Source organism: Ramlibacter henchirensis (genome assembly GCF_004682015.1).
Classification (GTDB): Bacteria; Pseudomonadota; Gammaproteobacteria; order Burkholderiales; family Burkholderiaceae_C; genus Ramlibacter; species Ramlibacter henchirensis.
The window spans coordinates 1,172,025-1,187,622 of the sequence record NZ_SMLM01000001.1 but is presented as its reverse complement, the minus strand read 5'-3'; the positions used below and the strand labels follow the sequence as shown (position 1 = coordinate 1,187,622).

16 protein-coding genes are annotated in these 15,598 nt (G+C 69.6%); 10 read left to right on the top strand and 6 right to left on the bottom strand.

The window, feature by feature from the left end:
• Nucleotides 1–76: 76 nt before the first annotated feature.
• Nucleotides 77–1,405, top strand: coding sequence for a tetratricopeptide repeat protein (locus EZ313_RS05915; RefSeq protein WP_135262265.1), 1,329 nt, complete (start codon nucleotides 77–79; stop codon nucleotides 1,403–1,405).
• 13 nt (nucleotides 1,406–1,418) lie between these two features.
• Complete coding sequence (locus EZ313_RS05910; protein ID WP_135262264.1) at nucleotides 1,419–2,111, top strand: response regulator transcription factor; 693 nt, start codon at nucleotides 1,419–1,421, stop codon at nucleotides 2,109–2,111.
• A 33-nt stretch (nucleotides 2,112–2,144) separates the two neighbouring features.
• Here EZ313_RS05910 and EZ313_RS23240 read toward each other — a convergent pair whose 3' ends face one another.
• Nucleotides 2,145–2,297 (bottom strand): hypothetical protein, encoded by a 153-nt coding sequence (locus EZ313_RS23240; RefSeq protein WP_167772530.1) that lies wholly within the window; start codon nucleotides 2,295–2,297, stop codon nucleotides 2,145–2,147.
• Between the two features lie 234 nt (nucleotides 2,298–2,531).
• Between EZ313_RS23240 and EZ313_RS05905 the strand changes: the two genes are divergently transcribed.
• The 4 genes from EZ313_RS05905 (at nucleotide 2,532) to EZ313_RS05890 (ending at nucleotide 6,766) form a co-directional block, all read left to right on the top strand.
• Complete coding sequence (locus EZ313_RS05905; protein WP_135262263.1) at nucleotides 2,532–2,912, top strand: hypothetical protein; 381 nt, start codon at nucleotides 2,532–2,534, stop codon at nucleotides 2,910–2,912.
• An 82-nt stretch (nucleotides 2,913–2,994) separates the two neighbouring features.
• On the top strand, nucleotides 2,995–5,652 hold the full coding sequence (locus EZ313_RS05900) for a hybrid sensor histidine kinase/response regulator (protein WP_135262262.1): 2,658 nt from the start codon (nucleotides 2,995–2,997) through the stop codon (nucleotides 5,650–5,652).
• 38 nt (nucleotides 5,653–5,690) lie between these two features.
• A complete protein-coding gene (locus EZ313_RS05895; protein WP_135262261.1) occupies nucleotides 5,691–6,458 on the top strand; it encodes a response regulator in 768 nt (255 codons plus the stop codon).
• The gene (locus EZ313_RS05890) at nucleotides 6,458–6,766 is read left to right on the top strand and encodes an acylphosphatase (RefSeq protein ID WP_135262260.1); all 309 of its coding nucleotides are present in this window, start codon (nucleotides 6,458–6,460) and stop codon (nucleotides 6,764–6,766) included. Before EZ313_RS05895 ends, EZ313_RS05890 begins: the two co-directional genes overlap by 1 nt.
• A 7-nt stretch (nucleotides 6,767–6,773) precedes the next feature.
• Here EZ313_RS05890 and EZ313_RS05885 read toward each other — a convergent pair whose 3' ends face one another.
• Nucleotides 6,774–7,769 carry a Bug family tripartite tricarboxylate transporter substrate binding protein gene (locus EZ313_RS05885; protein WP_135262259.1) on the bottom strand — a complete coding sequence of 332 codons (996 nt, stop codon included), beginning with the start codon at nucleotides 7,767–7,769 and terminating at the stop codon, nucleotides 6,774–6,776.
• Nucleotides 7,766–8,551 carry an IclR family transcriptional regulator gene (locus EZ313_RS05880; RefSeq protein WP_167772529.1) on the bottom strand — a complete coding sequence of 262 codons (786 nt, stop codon included), beginning with the start codon at nucleotides 8,549–8,551 and terminating at the stop codon, nucleotides 7,766–7,768. Before EZ313_RS05880 ends, EZ313_RS05885 begins: the two co-directional genes overlap by 4 nt.
• Before the next feature lie 77 nt (nucleotides 8,552–8,628).
• Between EZ313_RS05880 and EZ313_RS05875 the strand changes: the two genes are divergently transcribed.
• The 3 genes from EZ313_RS05875 to EZ313_RS05865 are packed head-to-tail and all read left to right on the top strand — an operon-like array spanning nucleotide 8,629 to nucleotide 11,278.
• Nucleotides 8,629–9,861 carry an aromatic ring-hydroxylating oxygenase subunit alpha gene (locus EZ313_RS05875; RefSeq protein ID WP_135263583.1) on the top strand — a complete coding sequence of 411 codons (1,233 nt, stop codon included), beginning with the start codon at nucleotides 8,629–8,631 and terminating at the stop codon, nucleotides 9,859–9,861.
• The gene (locus EZ313_RS05870; protein WP_135262257.1) at nucleotides 9,861–10,319 is read left to right on the top strand and encodes an aromatic-ring-hydroxylating dioxygenase subunit beta; all 459 of its coding nucleotides are present in this window, start codon (nucleotides 9,861–9,863) and stop codon (nucleotides 10,317–10,319) included. The genes EZ313_RS05875 and EZ313_RS05870 overlap by 1 nt, the downstream gene beginning before the upstream one ends.
• Nucleotides 10,316–11,278, top strand: a complete 963-nt coding sequence (locus tag EZ313_RS05865) for a PdxA family dehydrogenase (RefSeq protein WP_135262256.1) — start codon at nucleotides 10,316–10,318, stop codon at nucleotides 11,276–11,278. The genes EZ313_RS05870 and EZ313_RS05865 overlap by 4 nt, the downstream gene beginning before the upstream one ends.
• Here EZ313_RS05865 and EZ313_RS23570 read toward each other — a convergent pair.
• From EZ313_RS23570 to EZ313_RS05850, 3 genes are all read right to left on the bottom strand, one after another.
• Nucleotides 11,275–12,117 (bottom strand): glycine zipper 2TM domain-containing protein, encoded by an 843-nt coding sequence (locus tag EZ313_RS23570; RefSeq protein ID WP_167772528.1) that lies wholly within the window; start codon nucleotides 12,115–12,117, stop codon nucleotides 11,275–11,277. The two genes, EZ313_RS05865 and EZ313_RS23570, sit on opposite strands and share 4 nt — an antisense overlap.
• Before the next feature lie 198 nt (nucleotides 12,118–12,315).
• Nucleotides 12,316–12,918 carry a DUF2239 family protein gene (locus EZ313_RS05855; protein ID WP_135262254.1) on the bottom strand — a complete coding sequence of 201 codons (603 nt, stop codon included), beginning with the start codon at nucleotides 12,916–12,918 and terminating at the stop codon, nucleotides 12,316–12,318.
• Between the two features lie 82 nt (nucleotides 12,919–13,000).
• The gene (locus tag EZ313_RS05850) at nucleotides 13,001–13,981 is read right to left on the bottom strand and encodes an MYG1 family protein (RefSeq protein ID WP_135262253.1); all 981 of its coding nucleotides are present in this window, start codon (nucleotides 13,979–13,981) and stop codon (nucleotides 13,001–13,003) included.
• Nucleotides 13,982–14,085: 104 nt separating this feature from the next.
• On the opposite strand from EZ313_RS05850, the gene EZ313_RS05845 reads away from it, so the two are divergent.
• Nucleotides 14,086–15,597, top strand: coding sequence for a protein adenylyltransferase SelO (locus tag EZ313_RS05845; RefSeq protein WP_135262252.1), 1,512 nt, complete (start codon nucleotides 14,086–14,088; stop codon nucleotides 15,595–15,597).
• Nucleotide 15,598: the final 1 nt, after the last annotated feature.

The following is a 15,598-nucleotide window of genomic DNA, read 5'->3' as shown; positions in this document are numbered from 1 at the left end:
CCTTGCACAAATCACTTTAGCACCCGCCCCCATCTGCACACAGACTTTGGCCACTCGCATTCACAGGAGTTCTACGATGGAAGTCAGAGATGCTGCCGGCCTGGCCGTCACGGCCGCCACCCCCGAGTCGCTGTCTCATTTCGAGGCCGCCTGCCAGAGTTTCCGGTGCTACACGGGCGACCCCGTCTCCAGCGTCAACACGGCGCTGGAGCTCAGTCCCGCGATGCCGATGGCGCACGCCCTCAAGGCCTGGCTGCACCTGGTGGGCACCGATCCTTCCGGCCTGCCCGTCGCCCAGGAGTGCATCCGCGCCGCCAAGAAGCTGGTGATGGACGACCGCGAGCGCGGCCATCTGCGCGCCATCGAGCTGGCTTCCACCGGGCACTGGCGGGAGGCGGGCCGGGTGCTCGAAGACGTCGCGGCGCACAACCCGACCGACGGGCTGGCCCTGCAGGCCGGCCATCTCATCGACTTCCTCGTCGGCGATTCGCGGATGCTGCGCGACCGCATCGCACGGGCCCTCCCCGCCTGGTCGCCGACGCTGCCGGGCTACCACGCGGTGCTCGGCATGTACGCCTTCGGTCTTGAGGAAACCGGCGACTACGGGCAGGCCGAGAAATTCGGCCGCCGCTGCGTGGAGCTGGAGCCGCGCGACGGCTGGGGCTGGCATTCGGTCGCACACGTGATGGAGATGCAGAACCGGTACGAAGAGGGCATCGCGTGGATGCGCGGCGATGTGCCGTCGTGGTCCGAGAACAGCTTCTTCGCCGTGCACAACTGGTGGCACCTCGCGCTGTTCCACCTCGAACAGGGCGACACGGAGGAAGTCCTGCGCCTCTTCGATGGCCCCATCTACGGCGCGCGGTCGATGGTCGCCTTCGACCTCCTGGACGCCACGGCGCTCCTGTGGAGGCTTCACCTGCTCGGCGTGGATGTGGGCGACAGGTGGAACATCGTCGCCGGCCAGTGGGAAGCGGTGGGGCCGGTCGGCGACTACGCCTTCAATGCGTATCACACGATGATGGCTTACGTCGGCGCCGACAGGGTGCGCCTGCAGAACGAGACCTTGAACACGCTGAAGGCCGCCGGCCTCGGCACCGGAGACGCAGCGCTGTTCGCCAAGGAGATCGGGCTCGATGCGGCCCAAGCCATCCTGGCCTTCGGCGCGGGCCGGTATTCGGAGACGCTCGACCTGCTGCGGCCCTTGCGCCACTACAGCCACCGGTTCGGCGGCAGCCATGCGCAGCGCGACCTGATCGATCTGACGATGATCGAAGCGGCGATCCGCTCCGGGCGCAGCGCCTTCGCTTCCGCACTCGTGGCGGAAAGGGCCGCGCGGCGTCCGCACAGCCCCGCGGTGAAACGGCTCGCGTCCAGGGTCCGGCCGGTTGGCGCCAAGCACTGAAAGCGGTCGCGACATGCTCACACCGTCCGGATCCCTCGGAAGCAACACCGCCCGCTTCGGTTCGGCGGGACCGCAACCCGCCGCGGCGGCCCGCCGTCGCATCCTGCTGGTGGACGGCAACGCACTCGTGCGCATGTCGGCCATCGACTTGTGCGCCGCCGCGTGCGCCGAACTGGAGGTGCTCGAAGCGACTTCGCTGCGCGATGCGCTGGCACTCCACGCGGAGCACGAGGACTCGGTCGAACTGGTGCTGCTGGACCTGAACCTGCCTGACAGCAAGGGCTTCGCAGCACTCCAGATGATCAAGCGCCGGCATCCGCGCAGCCGCGTCGTCGTGGTGTCCGGCGCCTACGATGCAGCGGTCTCGGCGGAAGCGTATGCGCTCGGCGCCGAGAAATACCTGCACCGGGGCGCGGAACCTGGGGTGCTCGCGTCGATCCTGTCCGACCTCACGGATCCCCTGGCCAGAAAGCCTGGCCGGGACGCGGCCGCTGCGGCTGCGGCGCGCCGTTCCTCGCCATCGACGGCCAATGCCCTCTCGCCGCGGGAGATCGAGATCCTCAGCCTGGTCCTGCAGGGGAAGACCAACCAGGAGATCGTGGCCGAGACGTGCCTCAAGCTGGGCACGATCAAGAACTACATCTCCTGCCTCTTCGTGGTGTTCGGCGTGACATCGAGGTCCAAGCTGGTGAGCCTGTTCGACTAGGACGCGCCCACGCAGGTCCGGGGCGCGCCTCCTTCAGGCTGATGCCCTGTGGTAACGCTCGATCTGGCATCCCCACGAGTGCTCGCCGTCCGTGAGGCAAGGCGATGCGGTGGACGGGCGCTGGGTGGCCATGCCGGAGCAGCCGGCGAGCGCGAGCAGCAGGACGAGACCGAATGCTTTGACCATGTTCGCTCCTGGAGAAGACGGGGAAGGCGCTGGCACTTTACGCCCGCGACTGCGGCCGGGCTGATTCCCGCCCGCTGCTCAGTCAGCGCGCTCGATACCTGCGAAATACAAACTGGTACCGCGCTGAAGTCGCGCGAATACGGTGGCCGCCCACAGTACGTCTCCACGGGGACGGCAACGCTGGAGCGAGCCCACCGCCCCCGACCTGTCCACCCCTCGCTCCCGGAGAAGACCATGAACCAACGCATCGCATCCGCCCTCGCCTTCGCCTCCAGCGCCGCCGCCGCCGCGCTGGCCGCCATTGCCATGACCGGCACCGCCCAGGCCGAGTCCCCGACGATCGACAGCAGCAAGTTCGTCAGCGATCGCAGCCGCGCCGAGGTGCGCGACGAGACGCGTGCTGCCAAGCTGTCGAGCGCAGGCGGCGAATGGTCCGGCCAGAAGAGCAGCTTCGAGCCGAGCAGCAGCCTCACCCGTGCGCAGGTTCGCGCCGAGTACATCGGTGCGCGCGAAGAAGTGCTGGCGCGCAATTCGGAAGGCGGCGAGACTCTGCGCATGGCCGCGGCCCCGGTCCGCACCATGCCCGTCATGATCGCCGAGCAGCCGGCCCGTTGAAGCCGCGCCGCAGCGTGATCCGGCGCTTGTCCGGCCAGGAGCCCCGCGCGAAACGCCCCGCGCGGGGCCTTGGAGTGCGAACATGAAGACGCCGGCCCAAGACTTTTCGGTTCTCCCCGCGCGCGCCGCGCAACCCGCCGACGCCTTGCGGCGCGCCGCCGCGGCCCTGGCGCATCCCATCCATGACGAACTGTTCGCCGTGCTGGCGCGCGAACTCGCGGCCCTGCTCGACGTGGCGCTCGTGGTCGTCGCCGTCTTCGCCGAAGACTCGCACGACAAGCTGCGCACGATGGCGGTGAGCCTGGACGGCCGCCCCCGACCCAACTTCGGCTTCAGCCTCGAGGACCTCGGCTGTGCACCCGAGCCGGGCCATGCGCACCAGCTCTTTCCATCAGGCTTTCATGACCGACTCGGCCGCGGCTCCCTGTTCGCGCGCGTGCGCATGGACTCGCTCGCGTCGTTCCAGCTGGCCGACAGCGCCGGCGAGCCGCTCGGGCTGCTGCTGGCCATGGACCGCAGGCCCCTGGACCACCGGCCGCTCGAAGATTTGGAAGCGACGATGAGCCTCTTCGGCACACGCGCCTGCGCCGAGATCGAGCGGCAGCGCACGGAGGCGGCGCTGCGCGCCGTAGCGCTGGCCGTGTCCGCGGCCGGCAGCGGGACCGTGTTCGACGAACTCGTGCGCCTGCTGGCCACCATCCTCCACGTCGACGTGGCGGTCGTCGCCCGGCACGAACCCGACCAGCCCGACGGCCTGCGCGTGCTGGCCCTGTACTGCGACGGGCACGTATCGCGCGACTTCAGCTATCCGTTGGCGGGAACGCCCTGCGGGACCGTGCTCGGCCAGCATTTCCGCGCCTACCCGCGCAACCTGCAGGCCCGGTTCCCGGACGACAAGGAACTGGTCGAGCTCGGCTGCCAGGGCTATGCCGGCCATCCGCTCACTGCTCTCGACGGCACGTCGATCGGCATCCTCTCCGTGGCCTCGCGGCGGCCGCTCACGCAGGTGGGCCGCCTTCGGGCCACGCTCAAGATCTTCGCGGTGCGCGCCGCGGCGGAGGTGGAGCGGCTGCGCGCCAGCGAGGCGCAAAAGCGCGCGATGGAAGACCTGCGCCAGCGAGAGCGCGAGCTGCAGCGCAGCGAGGAGCAGTACCGCACCATCTTCAACGCCTCGATCGACGCCATGGTGCTGCGTGACGCGCAATTCCGCATCGTCGACGTCAACGCCACCTACGAGGCCATGACCGGCTACTCGCGCAGCGACGTGATCGGCGCCGACCGCGTGGTGGCCAACCCCGAGCAAGCCGGTGCCGCGATCCGGCGGCTGCACGAGCGCGCCCTGAACGGCGAGACCGTGCTGCTCGACACGCAGCTGGTGCGGCGCGACGGCCACCGGTACGAGCTCGAGCTGCGCGGCGTGCCCATCCTGCACCGCGGCCAGCCGCACGTGCTGTACGTCGGCCGCGACGTCACGCAGCGCGTGGCGGCCGAGCAGCGCCGCGCCGAGCTCGAGCGCCAGTTGCGCCAGGCCCAGAAGATGGAAGCGATCGGCCAGCTGACCGGGGGTCTCGCCCACGACTTCAACAACATCCTCACCAGTGTGCTCGGCTACATCGGCATGGGGCAGGAGCGCGCGGCCACCGCGGCCGATCCGCAGCTCGCGCGCCAGCTGGAGCAGGCCCGCCTCTCCGCCGAGCGGGCGCGCGAGCACGTCGCGCAGCTGCTGTCCTTCTCGCGCCCGCGGCGCGGTGAGCGCAAGCTGCTCGACCCTGGGCAGATCGCAGCGGAAGTGCTGCAGCTGCTGCGGCCCAACCTGCCGACGTCGATCGCGGTCGACTGCAATCCGGACAGCGTCGCGGCACTGCCTCCGGTCGTCGCCGATCCTGTGCAGTTCGAACAGGTGCTGCTCAACCTGTGCCTGAATGCGCGCGATGCCATCGGCGAGCACGGCACGATCCAGGTGCACACCGGCCATGCGGTCGCCGCCGGCCACTGCGCTTCATGCAGCGCGCGGCTCGGCGCCGGCCGCTGGGTGTTCTTCGAAGTCACCGACGACGGCGTCGGCATGAGCCGCGAAGTGATCGACCGGATGTTCGAGCCCTTCTTCACCACCAAGGACGTGGGCCGCGGGACCGGCATGGGCTTGGCCATGGTCCACGGCATCGTGCACGACCATGGCGGGCACCTGCAGGTGCGCTCCGCGCCCGGGCGCGGCTCCACCTTCCGCGTGCTGCTGCCGGCCGGCGAGCAGGATGAGGCCGACGCGCAGCAGCCGGTGGCGCCGCCCGCTCCGCGTATCGCCGCTCCGCTGCGCGGCCGTGTGCTGCTGGTCGAGGACGAGCCCACCGTCAGCGCTTTCATGCAGGAGCTGCTGAGCGGCTGGGGCCTGGAGGTGGTGCTCGAGCGTGATCCGTTGTCGGCCGCGCGCCGCCTGGCCACTCCGGGCGAGCTGTTCTCGCTGCTGCTCACCGACCAGACCATGCCGGGCATGACCGGGCTCGCGCTCGCGCGACATGCGGCCCGCCACCGCCCGGGCCTGCCCGTGCTGCTGTACACGGGCAATGCGTCGGACATCGGCGAGCGCGAGTTGTCGGATTGCGGTGTGGCCGGATTGCTGCGCAAGCCGATCGACTCGGCGGTGCTGCGCTCGTTGCTTCGCGACGTGCTCGCGGGTGATGCACACCCGATCGCGGCACATGCCGATTGTTCGCGCGCACACGGTGTAACGACCCTGCAATGAATGCGCATCTCGCGGTTGGCGGCGGCAGAATCCGCCGCATGAACGACACGCGCGCGCGGCTGCTCGTGGTGGACGACGATCCGTCCATCCGGTCGATGCTGCGCGAGTACCTCGAGGGTCACGGCTTCGCCGTCTCCGAGGCGGGAAGCGGACTTCAGATGCGGATGTGCCTGCAGGGCGACTTGCCGCACGCCGTGCTGCTCGACGTCGCGCTGCCCGGCGAGGACGGCCTGGTGCTGGCGCGCTACCTGCGCGAGCACTACGACCTGGGCCTGCTGATGGTCACCGCCTCGGCCGAGGTGGTCGACCGCGTGGTCGGCCTGGAACTCGGCGCGGACGACTACATCGTCAAGCCGTTCGACCTGCGCGAACTGCTGGCCCGCATCAAGAGCGTGCTGCGCCGCGTGCAGTCGCGGCAGCCCGTGCCCGCGGCCGAGGTGCGCGGTCAACAGCAACAGCAACAGCAGCCCCAGGCCCAGCCTGAGCCTGCGTCGCGGCAGCGCTTCGGCCGCTGCGAGGTGGACCTGGATGCGCACCGGATGTTCGACGTGGGCGGCGCCGAGGTGACCATCACGCCGATGGAGTACCAGCTGCTTACCGCCTTCCTGGCCAATCCCAACCGCGTGCTCACGCGCGACCAGTTGCTGCTCAAGACCCGCAACCGGGAGTGGGAGCCGTTCGACCGCTCGATCGACATCCGCATCGGCCGCCTGCGCCGCAAGGTCGAGCCCGACCCTGAAGGTGATCCGCGCTGCATCCGCACCGTGCGCAACGCGGGCTACATGTACGTGCCCATCGGCAAGTAGTGGAAAGCGAACGCGAAGGCGGCGCGATCGAATGCCGGCTGGTGCGCGTGCGCGGGCGCGTGCAGGGCGTCGGCTACCGCTACGCCTGCATCCAGCAGGCCCGCGTGCTGGGCCTGACCGGCTGGGTGCGCAACCGCAAGGACTATTCCGTCGAGGCGATGCTGCAGGGCACGCCTGAACAGCTGGCGAGCATGTGCGCATGGATGGAGCGCGACGTGCCCGGCGCGCGGGTCGAGCACATCGAGGCCAGCGAAGTCCGCCCGCCCTTCGAGCGGTTCGAGGGCTTCGAGCAGTTGCCGACGGCCTGAGCGGCCGTCAGTCCGCCTTGACGTTGGCGGCGCGGATCACCTCGCGCCACTTCGCCTGCTCGCTCTGCACCAGCGCCCGCAGCTGTTCGCTGCTGGAACTGACGGGCTCCATGCCGAGCGGCGCCAGCTTGTCGCGTGCATCGCTCGTCTGCGCGACACGCGCGAGTTCCGCGTTCAGCGCCGAGACGATCTCGCGCGGCGTGCTGGCCGGCGCGAAGAAGCCGAACCACGAGGTCACGTCGAAATCCTTCAGGCCCTGCTCGGCCAGCGTGGGCACCTGCGGCAGCTGGTTGCTGCGCTGCGGACTCGTGACCGCGAGCGCACGCAGCTTGCCGGCGCGAACCAGTTCGATGGAGGTGCCCAGCACGTCGCACATCATGTCGACGCGGCCGCCCATCAGGTCGTTCAGCGCGGGCGCGCTGCCCTTGTACGGCACGTGCAGCGCCTTGATGCCGGCCTGCCGGGTGAACAGCTCGGCCGCCAGGTGCAGCGGCGTGCCCGCGCCTGGCGAAGCGAAGCTGATGCCGTCAGGCTTGCTCTTCGCGTAGGCGATCAGCTCGGCCACGCTGCGCACCGGCAGCGAAGGCGGCACCACCAGCACCAGCGGCGAACGCGCCGCGAGGCCGATCGGCACGAAGTCGCGCAGCGGGTCGTAGCTGAGGCTGGGGAACAGGCCCGGGTTGATCGTCATCGTGCCGCCCGCACCGAGCAGCAGCGTGTAGCCGTCGGCTTCCGCCTTCGCGACCGACGTGGTGCCGGGAATGCCACTGGCGCCCGGACGGTTCTCCACGACGAAGGCCTGCTTGAGGCGCTCGCCGAGCAACTGGCTGTAGACGCGCGCCGTGACGTCGTTCGCGCCACCGGGCGTGTAGGTGACGATCACCTTCACCGGCCTGTTCGGATAGCCGCCCTGGGCGAATGAAACGCCGGTGGCCAGCGACGCCGCGGCGCCCGCGGCGACAACGACGAGCTGCCGCCGGGTGAGGATGGTGTGGGAGTTCATGTCTTGTCTCCTGTACTGCGTTGTCGATGCTGATGGGGCCCGGGCGCGCTGCGCCAGCGTGTGGAGCGCAACGCCGAGGAAATCCGGGATGCGGCTTCCTGCACCTGGGCGAGCAGGTCCTGTCGCGGCGGCTGCGTCACGTGCGCCTGCGATCCGATGACACCGACAGACGCGACGGGCCGGCCCGAATCGTCGAACACAGGCGCCGCCAGCGCCGCCACGCCAGGGATGCGTTCGTTGATCGCCACCGCATACCAATGATCGCGGATGCTCTGGAACGAAGCCTCTTCCTGCGTGTTGTCGCGGAACGCGAGGATGGCGCGGCCCAGGGCCGCGGTCGGAGCGGGGATGACGGAGCCCGGCTTGACCGTGATGGCGACCACGCCCGGCGCCTCGATGGTCTCGATGACGGTGATGGCATCCGGCCCGGCGGGCATGGCCAGGGCGACGGTCTGGCCGCTGTCCTTGTGCAGCCGCAGAAGGTGGCGGTGCGCGATGCGGCGCAGGCCGAAGTTCTCCGCCACCGCCATGCCCAGCTTGTAGCTCTTCCAGCCGAGGCGATAGCCGTCGGTGGCGCTGTCCTTCTCGACGAAGCCCAGCAGGCGCAGCGTGCTCAGGTGGCGGTGCACGCGCGCCTTCGTCATCCCCAGTCGGCGTGCCAAGTCGCTCGTGCCGATGGCGTCCGGCGTCTGCGAAAGCGACTCCAGCACGGCGAAAGCCACGCCGACGGCCTGCACCGAAGCAGCGCCGGGTTGCTCGTCGCCGGTCTCATTGACAGCCATGGGCGGCGATCCTATCATCTTCTCGCGTATCGACACAAGCGTATCGCATAGAGAGACACTCCACGATGACAGCCTCCCTGACGGAGCAGCCCCTGCGCTGGGCGCCCGGCACCTATTCCCGCGTCCCGTACGGCGTCTTCCAGCGTGACGACGTGCTGCAGCTCGAACAGCAGCGCGTGTTCGAAGGCCCGGTCTGGAACTTCCTCGGCCTCGAAGCCGAAGTGCCCAAGGCGGGCGACTTCAAGACCACTTTCGCCGGCCGCATGCCCGTGGTCGTCACGCGCGACGAGGACGGCGAGGTCTACGCGTTCGAGAACCGCTGCGCCCACCGCGGCGCCCTGATCTGCATCGACGACTTCGGCCACGCGAAGGAGCACACCTGCGTCTACCACGCCTGGCGCTACGACCTGCAGGGCAACCTGCGCGGCGTGGCGTTCGAGAAAGGCGTGCAGGGCAAGGGCGGCATGCCCGAAGGCTTCTGCAAGGAATCGCACGGCCCGCGCAAGCTGCGCACCAGCACGTTCTGCGGCCTGGTCTTCGGCAGCCTGCACGACGACGTGCCGCCCATCGAGGAGTACCTCGGCGATGAAGTCGCGGCCCGCCTGGAGCGTGTGCTCGGCAGGCCGGTCGAGGTGATCGGCCGCTTCACCCAGGCATTGCCGAACAACTGGAAGCTGTACTGCGAGAACGTGCGCGACACCTACCACGCCAGCCTGCTGCACACCTTCTTCACCACCTTCGGCATCACGCGGCTCACGCAGGAAGGCGGCGTCTTCATCAGCGAGGACGGCGGCCACCACGCGAGCGCCACCTACAGCAAGCTGAAGGAAGGGGCCGAGACGGCGTATGCGCAGCAGGCCATCCGCGCGGAGAACCAGGAGCTGCAGATCGGCGACCTCTCGATGCTCAGGAGCGTGGACGAGATCGGCGACGGCATCGTGCTGCAGATGCTCTCCGTCTTCCCCGGCTTCGTGCTGCAGCAGATCCACAACTGCATCGCGGTGCGGCAGGTGCTGCCCACCGGCACGGATTCGACCGACCTGCACTGGACCTACCTCGGCTACCAGGACGACACGCCCGAGCTGCGTCAGCTGCGCCTGAAGCAGTCCAACCTCGTCGGCCCGGCCGGTTTCGTCTCGATGGAAGACGGCGCGGTGGGCGGCTTCGTCCAGCGCGGCATCCAGGCGGCCGGCAATGAAGAGGCGCTGCTCGAACTGGGCGGGCACGACACCCAGTCGCAGGATTTCCGCGCCACCGAATCGTCCATCCGCGGTTTCTGGCGCGCGTACCGCACGCACATGGGGCTGTGATGCAGAACGAACTCATCGCACTGAACGCCGAGTACGCGGCGGCCATCGACGACGACCGGCTGGAGGACTGGCCCGCCTTCTTCACCGAAAGCTGCTTCTATCGCATCACCACGGCGCAAAACTTCGCGCAGGGCCTGCCTGCCGGGCTGGTCTATGCCGATTCGCGGCAGATGCTGGCCGACCGCATCCTGTCGCTGCGCAAGGCCAACGTCTACGAGCGCCAGCGCTACCGGCACCTGGTGGGCCTGCCGCTGCTGCGCGGCGGTGACGGCGACGCGCTGCGCGTGGAGACCGGCTTCGCGGTGCTGCGCATCGTGCGCGGCGGCGAGACGGACGTCTTCGCCAGCGGCCGCTACCTCGACGAGGTCGTGCGCGACGGCAACGCGATGCGCCTGCGAAAGCGCGACGTGGTCTGCGACAGCTCGCGCATCGACACGCTGCTGGCGATTCCGCTATGAGCACCCGCCCTTCCCGCGTCGGCATCGCCATCGGCGACCCCAACGGCATCGGCGCCGAGATCGCGCTGAAGGCGGCCGTGGCCGTCGGCACGCGCGGCGCTGCGCGGCCCCTGGTGATCGGCGAATCCTTCATCGTCGACAGGCTCTGCGACGTGCTCGGCCTGGATGCCGCGGCGCGCGAATGCTTCGAAGTGCACTCCGTCGGCGCGCTCTCACCCACCGACTGGAAGCCTGGCCTCGTGGACAAGGCGGCCGGCGCCGCCACGGTGGCGTACGCCAAGGAAGCGGTGAAGCTGCACCGCGAGGGCCGCATCGCCGCCATCGCCGCCGCGCCGCACAGCGAGACGGCCGTCAACGCGTCCGGGACGCCTTTCAACGGCTACGCCGGCCTGATGGCAGACCTCACGGGCACGCCTCGCGACGAGGTTTTTCTCATGCTCGAAGCGCGCGGCCTGCGCATCGTCCACTGCACCTTGCATGAGAGTGTGCGCACCGCGCTCGGGCGGCTCACGCCCGCGCTGGTCGAAGCGGCCGCTTCCGCCGCGCGCGCCACGCTGCCACTGCTGGGCCGGTCCGATCCCACCTTGTGCGTGGTCGGCATCAACCCGCATGCGGGCGAAGGCGGGCTGTTCGGCGACGAGGACGAGCACATCACCCGCCCGGCGGTTGAAGCGATGCGCGCCAGGGGCTGGAAGGTCGACGGCCCGATCGGCGCCGACCTGGCCCTGTCCGAACGCAAGCACGACGCCTACGTTGCCATGCTGCACGACCAGGGGCACATCGCCGTCAAGATGCTCTCGCCCAAGGGCGCGAGCGCGCTGGCGGCGGGTCTGCCGATCCTGTTCTCGAGCGTCGGACACGGCGCGGCGTTCGATCTGGCCGGCAAGGGCCGCGCCGATGCGTCTGCGATGACGGATACGGTGGCCCTGCTCACCAGGGCCTTGGGCGCGAGCAGCTAGCTGGTCTGGACCCAGACCCCGTCGGTGCGGCGGCAGGCCATGCCCTGCGTCGTCTGCCAGCCTGCCGAGGTCCGGATGTGGGCCTCGTACGGCCGGCAATAAACGCCGCCCCGGTCGACCACCGCGCCGGGCACGACGGCGTACTGCGAGGTGCCGGAGGGCCACTGCACGCGCTGTCCGGCCGGCGCCAGTTCGAGTGTCTGGCCGATGCACGCCTGGTTGCCGGCATCCATCCGGCGGCCGACTTCACCGCCGATCAGCACGCCGGCCACGGCGCCGCCGATCGTCGCGAGCGCGCGGCCGCCGCCCTGGCCGACCTGGTTGCCGACGACGGCGCCGGCCACGCCCCCGAGCACCTTGCCGACCGTCTCGCTGTTGCAGACGGAGACCTGGCCTCGTTGCACGGGTGCGGGTTCATAGCCCTTGCGATAGCCGTGCGGGCGCCCCTGCTCGACGACCACCCACGGCGGATAGACCACCGTGGCCGGCTGCACCACCACCGCGTGCTGGCGCGGCGCGCCGCGGCACTTGCGCTCCTCCTTGTAGTCGCCGTCCCGTTCGAACTTGCGCTCCACCTTGCAGTTGCCGTCCCGGTACTCTTCCTTGTAGTGAGCGTGGCGATGGCGATGGTCGCCGCCCTTGCACTCGATCTTTTCCTTGTAGTCGCCGTCCTTCTCGAACTTGCGTTCGACCTTGCAGTTGCCGTCCCAGAACTCCTCCTTGAACTCGCGGCCGCCATGCCTGCGGTGGCCTCGGTCGTCGTGGTCCGCGAGCGCACTCGGCGAGTAGCTGATGACGGTCAGCAACATCGAGGCGATCAGGGGGGTGCTTGCACGCATGGAGTTCGTGGGCTGTTGAGGTTCGCCCATGCTATCGGCTCGGTGCCCCGACCCACCGCGCGTCAAGTGCCGAGGTGTGAATTCGTGCCGCCCACAACCGCCGGCGGGGAAAGGTGTTGTCGCGGCGTCACGGATTTGAGAACGCGCGTGCCGGTCTCCTGTCGCCGACCTCTTGCCACGGAGCTGCCGCAGCCTGGATCAACCTGCACTCCGCGATTGCGCGTGGTACTCCGGATCGGCGAGCTGCAACACGTGCTCGCGGATGTCGCGGGGCCATCGTTCGACCCTGCTGCGCAAGGCCGGCATGTCGCCGGCAAACAGGGCCCTGGAGGCCTCTTCAAAGCCGGGGCGGTCGCCGGCGAGCGCCGCCATCACCTTGTAGCTGCGCTCCTGCGCCTGCCGCATGCGGTCACGCGGCGTGCCCGCGCGCTGCGCTTGATGCACGAGCTTTCGCAGTGCGACCGACGCGCCGCCGGGCTGGGCCGCGAGCCACTCCCACTGCTGCGGCAGCAGGGTGACCTCCCGCGCGACCACGCCGAGCCGCGGACGGCCTCGGCCCCGCGGGGTCGTTTTGGCGGCGGCCACCGGCGCTGCCGGAAGCGGCCTGTGCCGCTCCCGCACTTCCTCTTCGCTGCCGCGGAGGTCCAGGTCGACCTGGCTGCCGGTCGCGTCGCTGAACACCAGCAGCGCGGCCTCGGTGCGTGAAGACGCTCGGGCTGCTGCGGCAGCGACTTCCTCCAGCGAGCCGGAAGCCAGCCGGCGCGCGCCGAGAAAAGCCGTGTACGCGTGAGCTGTGTCCATGGACGCGGAATATACCCGGGTGAAATTCGCCGGTCAATATCACCCGGGTAAAACTTCGTGAAGGAAGGAAGGGAGTGGGCGCCTAGCCGCCGACTCGCGAAACCTGCTCCAGTGCAATCGCCGCCATCCTCAGCGCGCCCTCGAAGCTGCGCGCGCCCGCGATGAAGAGGTTCATGTGGCAGAAGACCGCATCCGGCACGCCGCAGACGGCCGCCAGCTGTTCGTCGCGCAAGCCGGCCCACTCCGCCGGCAGGTCCATGCGGGAGGCGAAGGAACCATCCGCGGCCGGAACGGTGCGCAGCTGGTACTGCTCGCGTCCCGACTCGCGGTAGATCACCAGCAGCACCTCGGGCATCTCCTGCACGACCACCCGCGTCCACGGCATGCCGCCTTCGGCGAGGAGCAGCACTTTCCCGTCGAGCAGCCGCTCGGACCGGCGGACGATGTCCGCTGCCACCGATTGCCCGATGGCGCGCAGCACGAACCGGCGCAGCAGCCGGTCCACGAGCGCCATGGCTTCGTGAAAGCGATCCAGCTGAAGCTTCGCGACGGCGTCTGCATCGAGCGCCTTTTCCTCCATCCACGTGCTGTTCAGCAGCGAGAGCTGGCTGGACAGGCCGAACATGCCCGGCGCGACGTCGGCCGCGCCGTTGTCCACCAGGTCCAGGTACCTCACCAGCGCCGCGTCGACGTCGGCAGCGACCTTCTCCGCCGTGCCCGCATCCAGCTCGTGGCCCATCGACTGCGCCGCCTTGCGCACGTAGTCGCTGCCGAACTCGCGCCAGACCAGCCCTGCGCTGGCGTAGGCCTCGGCGGGGACGAGGCGTCCCTCGCTGTCCAGCCGCCGGCGAGCGCCCTGGAAGCCGCGCTGGTGGTGGTCGAACCGGCCCCTGCCTGGATCCCACACGCCGCCGACATCCACCACGAAGTCGGCAGCGTCGATCTTGCCGGGCGTGCGGGTGCGGATGATCCGGTGGTCGGGAAAGACGGCGGCGAGCACGGCCACGGCGAAGACGTCGTCGGCGTGGAAGCTTCCACTGTGGGTGGCGATCAGTTGGGTCATGGGTTGAAGCGTACTGCCGGGCTCCGCGGGACACGGCGCCAGCCGTCATCGATTGATTGTCCTTGCCCACAACAGGCATCGCCGCAACTCGGCAGACTTGCGGGATGCAACCCCGTGCCACGCCGTCCTTCCGCTTCGACAACAGCTATGCCCGCGACCTGCCCGGTTTCTACGTTCCGTGGAAGCCGGCCCAGGTGCCTGCGGCCCGTCTTCTGTTCCTCAACGAGCCGCTCGCCGACGAGCTGGGCCTCGATCCCGCCGCCCTCCTCGGCGAGCAGGGCGCGGCCATCTTCGCGGGCAACACGCTGCCGGAGGGCGCCGAGCCGATCGCGCAGGCCTATGCCGGCCACCAGTTCGGCGGCTTCTCGCCGCAGTTGGGCGATGGCCGCGCGCTGCTGCTGGGCGAGGTGATCGACCGCCAGGGCCGCCGGCGCGACGTGGCCTTCAAGGGTTCCGGCCGGACGCCGTTTTCCCGCGGGGGCGACGGCAAGGCGGCCGTGGGACCGATGCTGCGCGAAGTGCTCGTCAGCGAAGGCATGCATGCGCTGGGCATTCCGACGACGCGCGCGCTCGCGGTCGCCGGCACCGGCGAGCCCGTCTACCGCGAGCAGGTCCTGCCGGGCGCCGTGCTGACGCGCGTGGCGTCCAGCCATTTGCGCGTGGGCACCTTCGAGTTCTTCAGCTCGCGGCAGGATTTCGAGAAGCTGCGCCAGCTGGCCGAGTACGCCATCGCGCGCCACGACCCGGACCTGGCCGGTCACCCCGGCCGTTACCTCGAGTTGCTGCGCCGCGTGTCGCAGCGCCAGGCTGCGCTGGTCGCGCAGTGGATGAACGTCGGCTTCATCCACGGCGTGATGAACACCGACAACATGACGATCTCGGGCGAGACGATCGACTACGGCCCCTGCGCATTCATGGAGGCGTACGACCCGCGGGCGGTGTTCAGCTCGATCGACCACAACGGGCGCTACGCGTACGGCAACCAGCCGCCCATCGCGCAGTGGAACCTCGCGCGCCTGGCAGAGGCCTTGTTGCCGCTGATGGTCGAGGGCGAGAGCGAGGAAGCGGCTGACCGGGCCGTCGCGGATGCGACCGCCGTGATCGAAGCGTTCCCGGGCCTGTTCCAGGCGGCCCTGCTGCGCGGGCTGCGCGCGAAGCTGGGTCTCTCGGAGGGATCCGATGACGCAGCCGACGCCACGCTGGCCAACGACTGGCTCGGCCTGCTGAAGGAGCAGCGCGTGGACTTCACGCTCGGCTGGCGCAAGCTGGCCGACGCGGCCGCGGGTGACGAGGCTTCGCTGCAATCGGTCTTTTCCGAAGCGCAGCCGCTGCAGCAATGGCTGGCCCGCTGGCGGGCAAGATGCGAGAGCGAGGGCACTGCATCCAGCGAGGCCCGGGCGGAGCGCATGCGGCGCGTCAACCCGTGGATCATTCCGCGCAACCACCAAGTGGAAGAAGCGCTGAAAGCCGCATCCGCGCACGACGACCTCGGGCCATTCGAGCGCCTGTTGTGCGCCCTGCGCCATCCGTACGAGGAAAAGGCGGAGAACGCGCTGTATGCGGAACCCGCTCCGGCCGCGGTGACGGCCTGCTACCAGACCTTCTGCGGCACCTGAA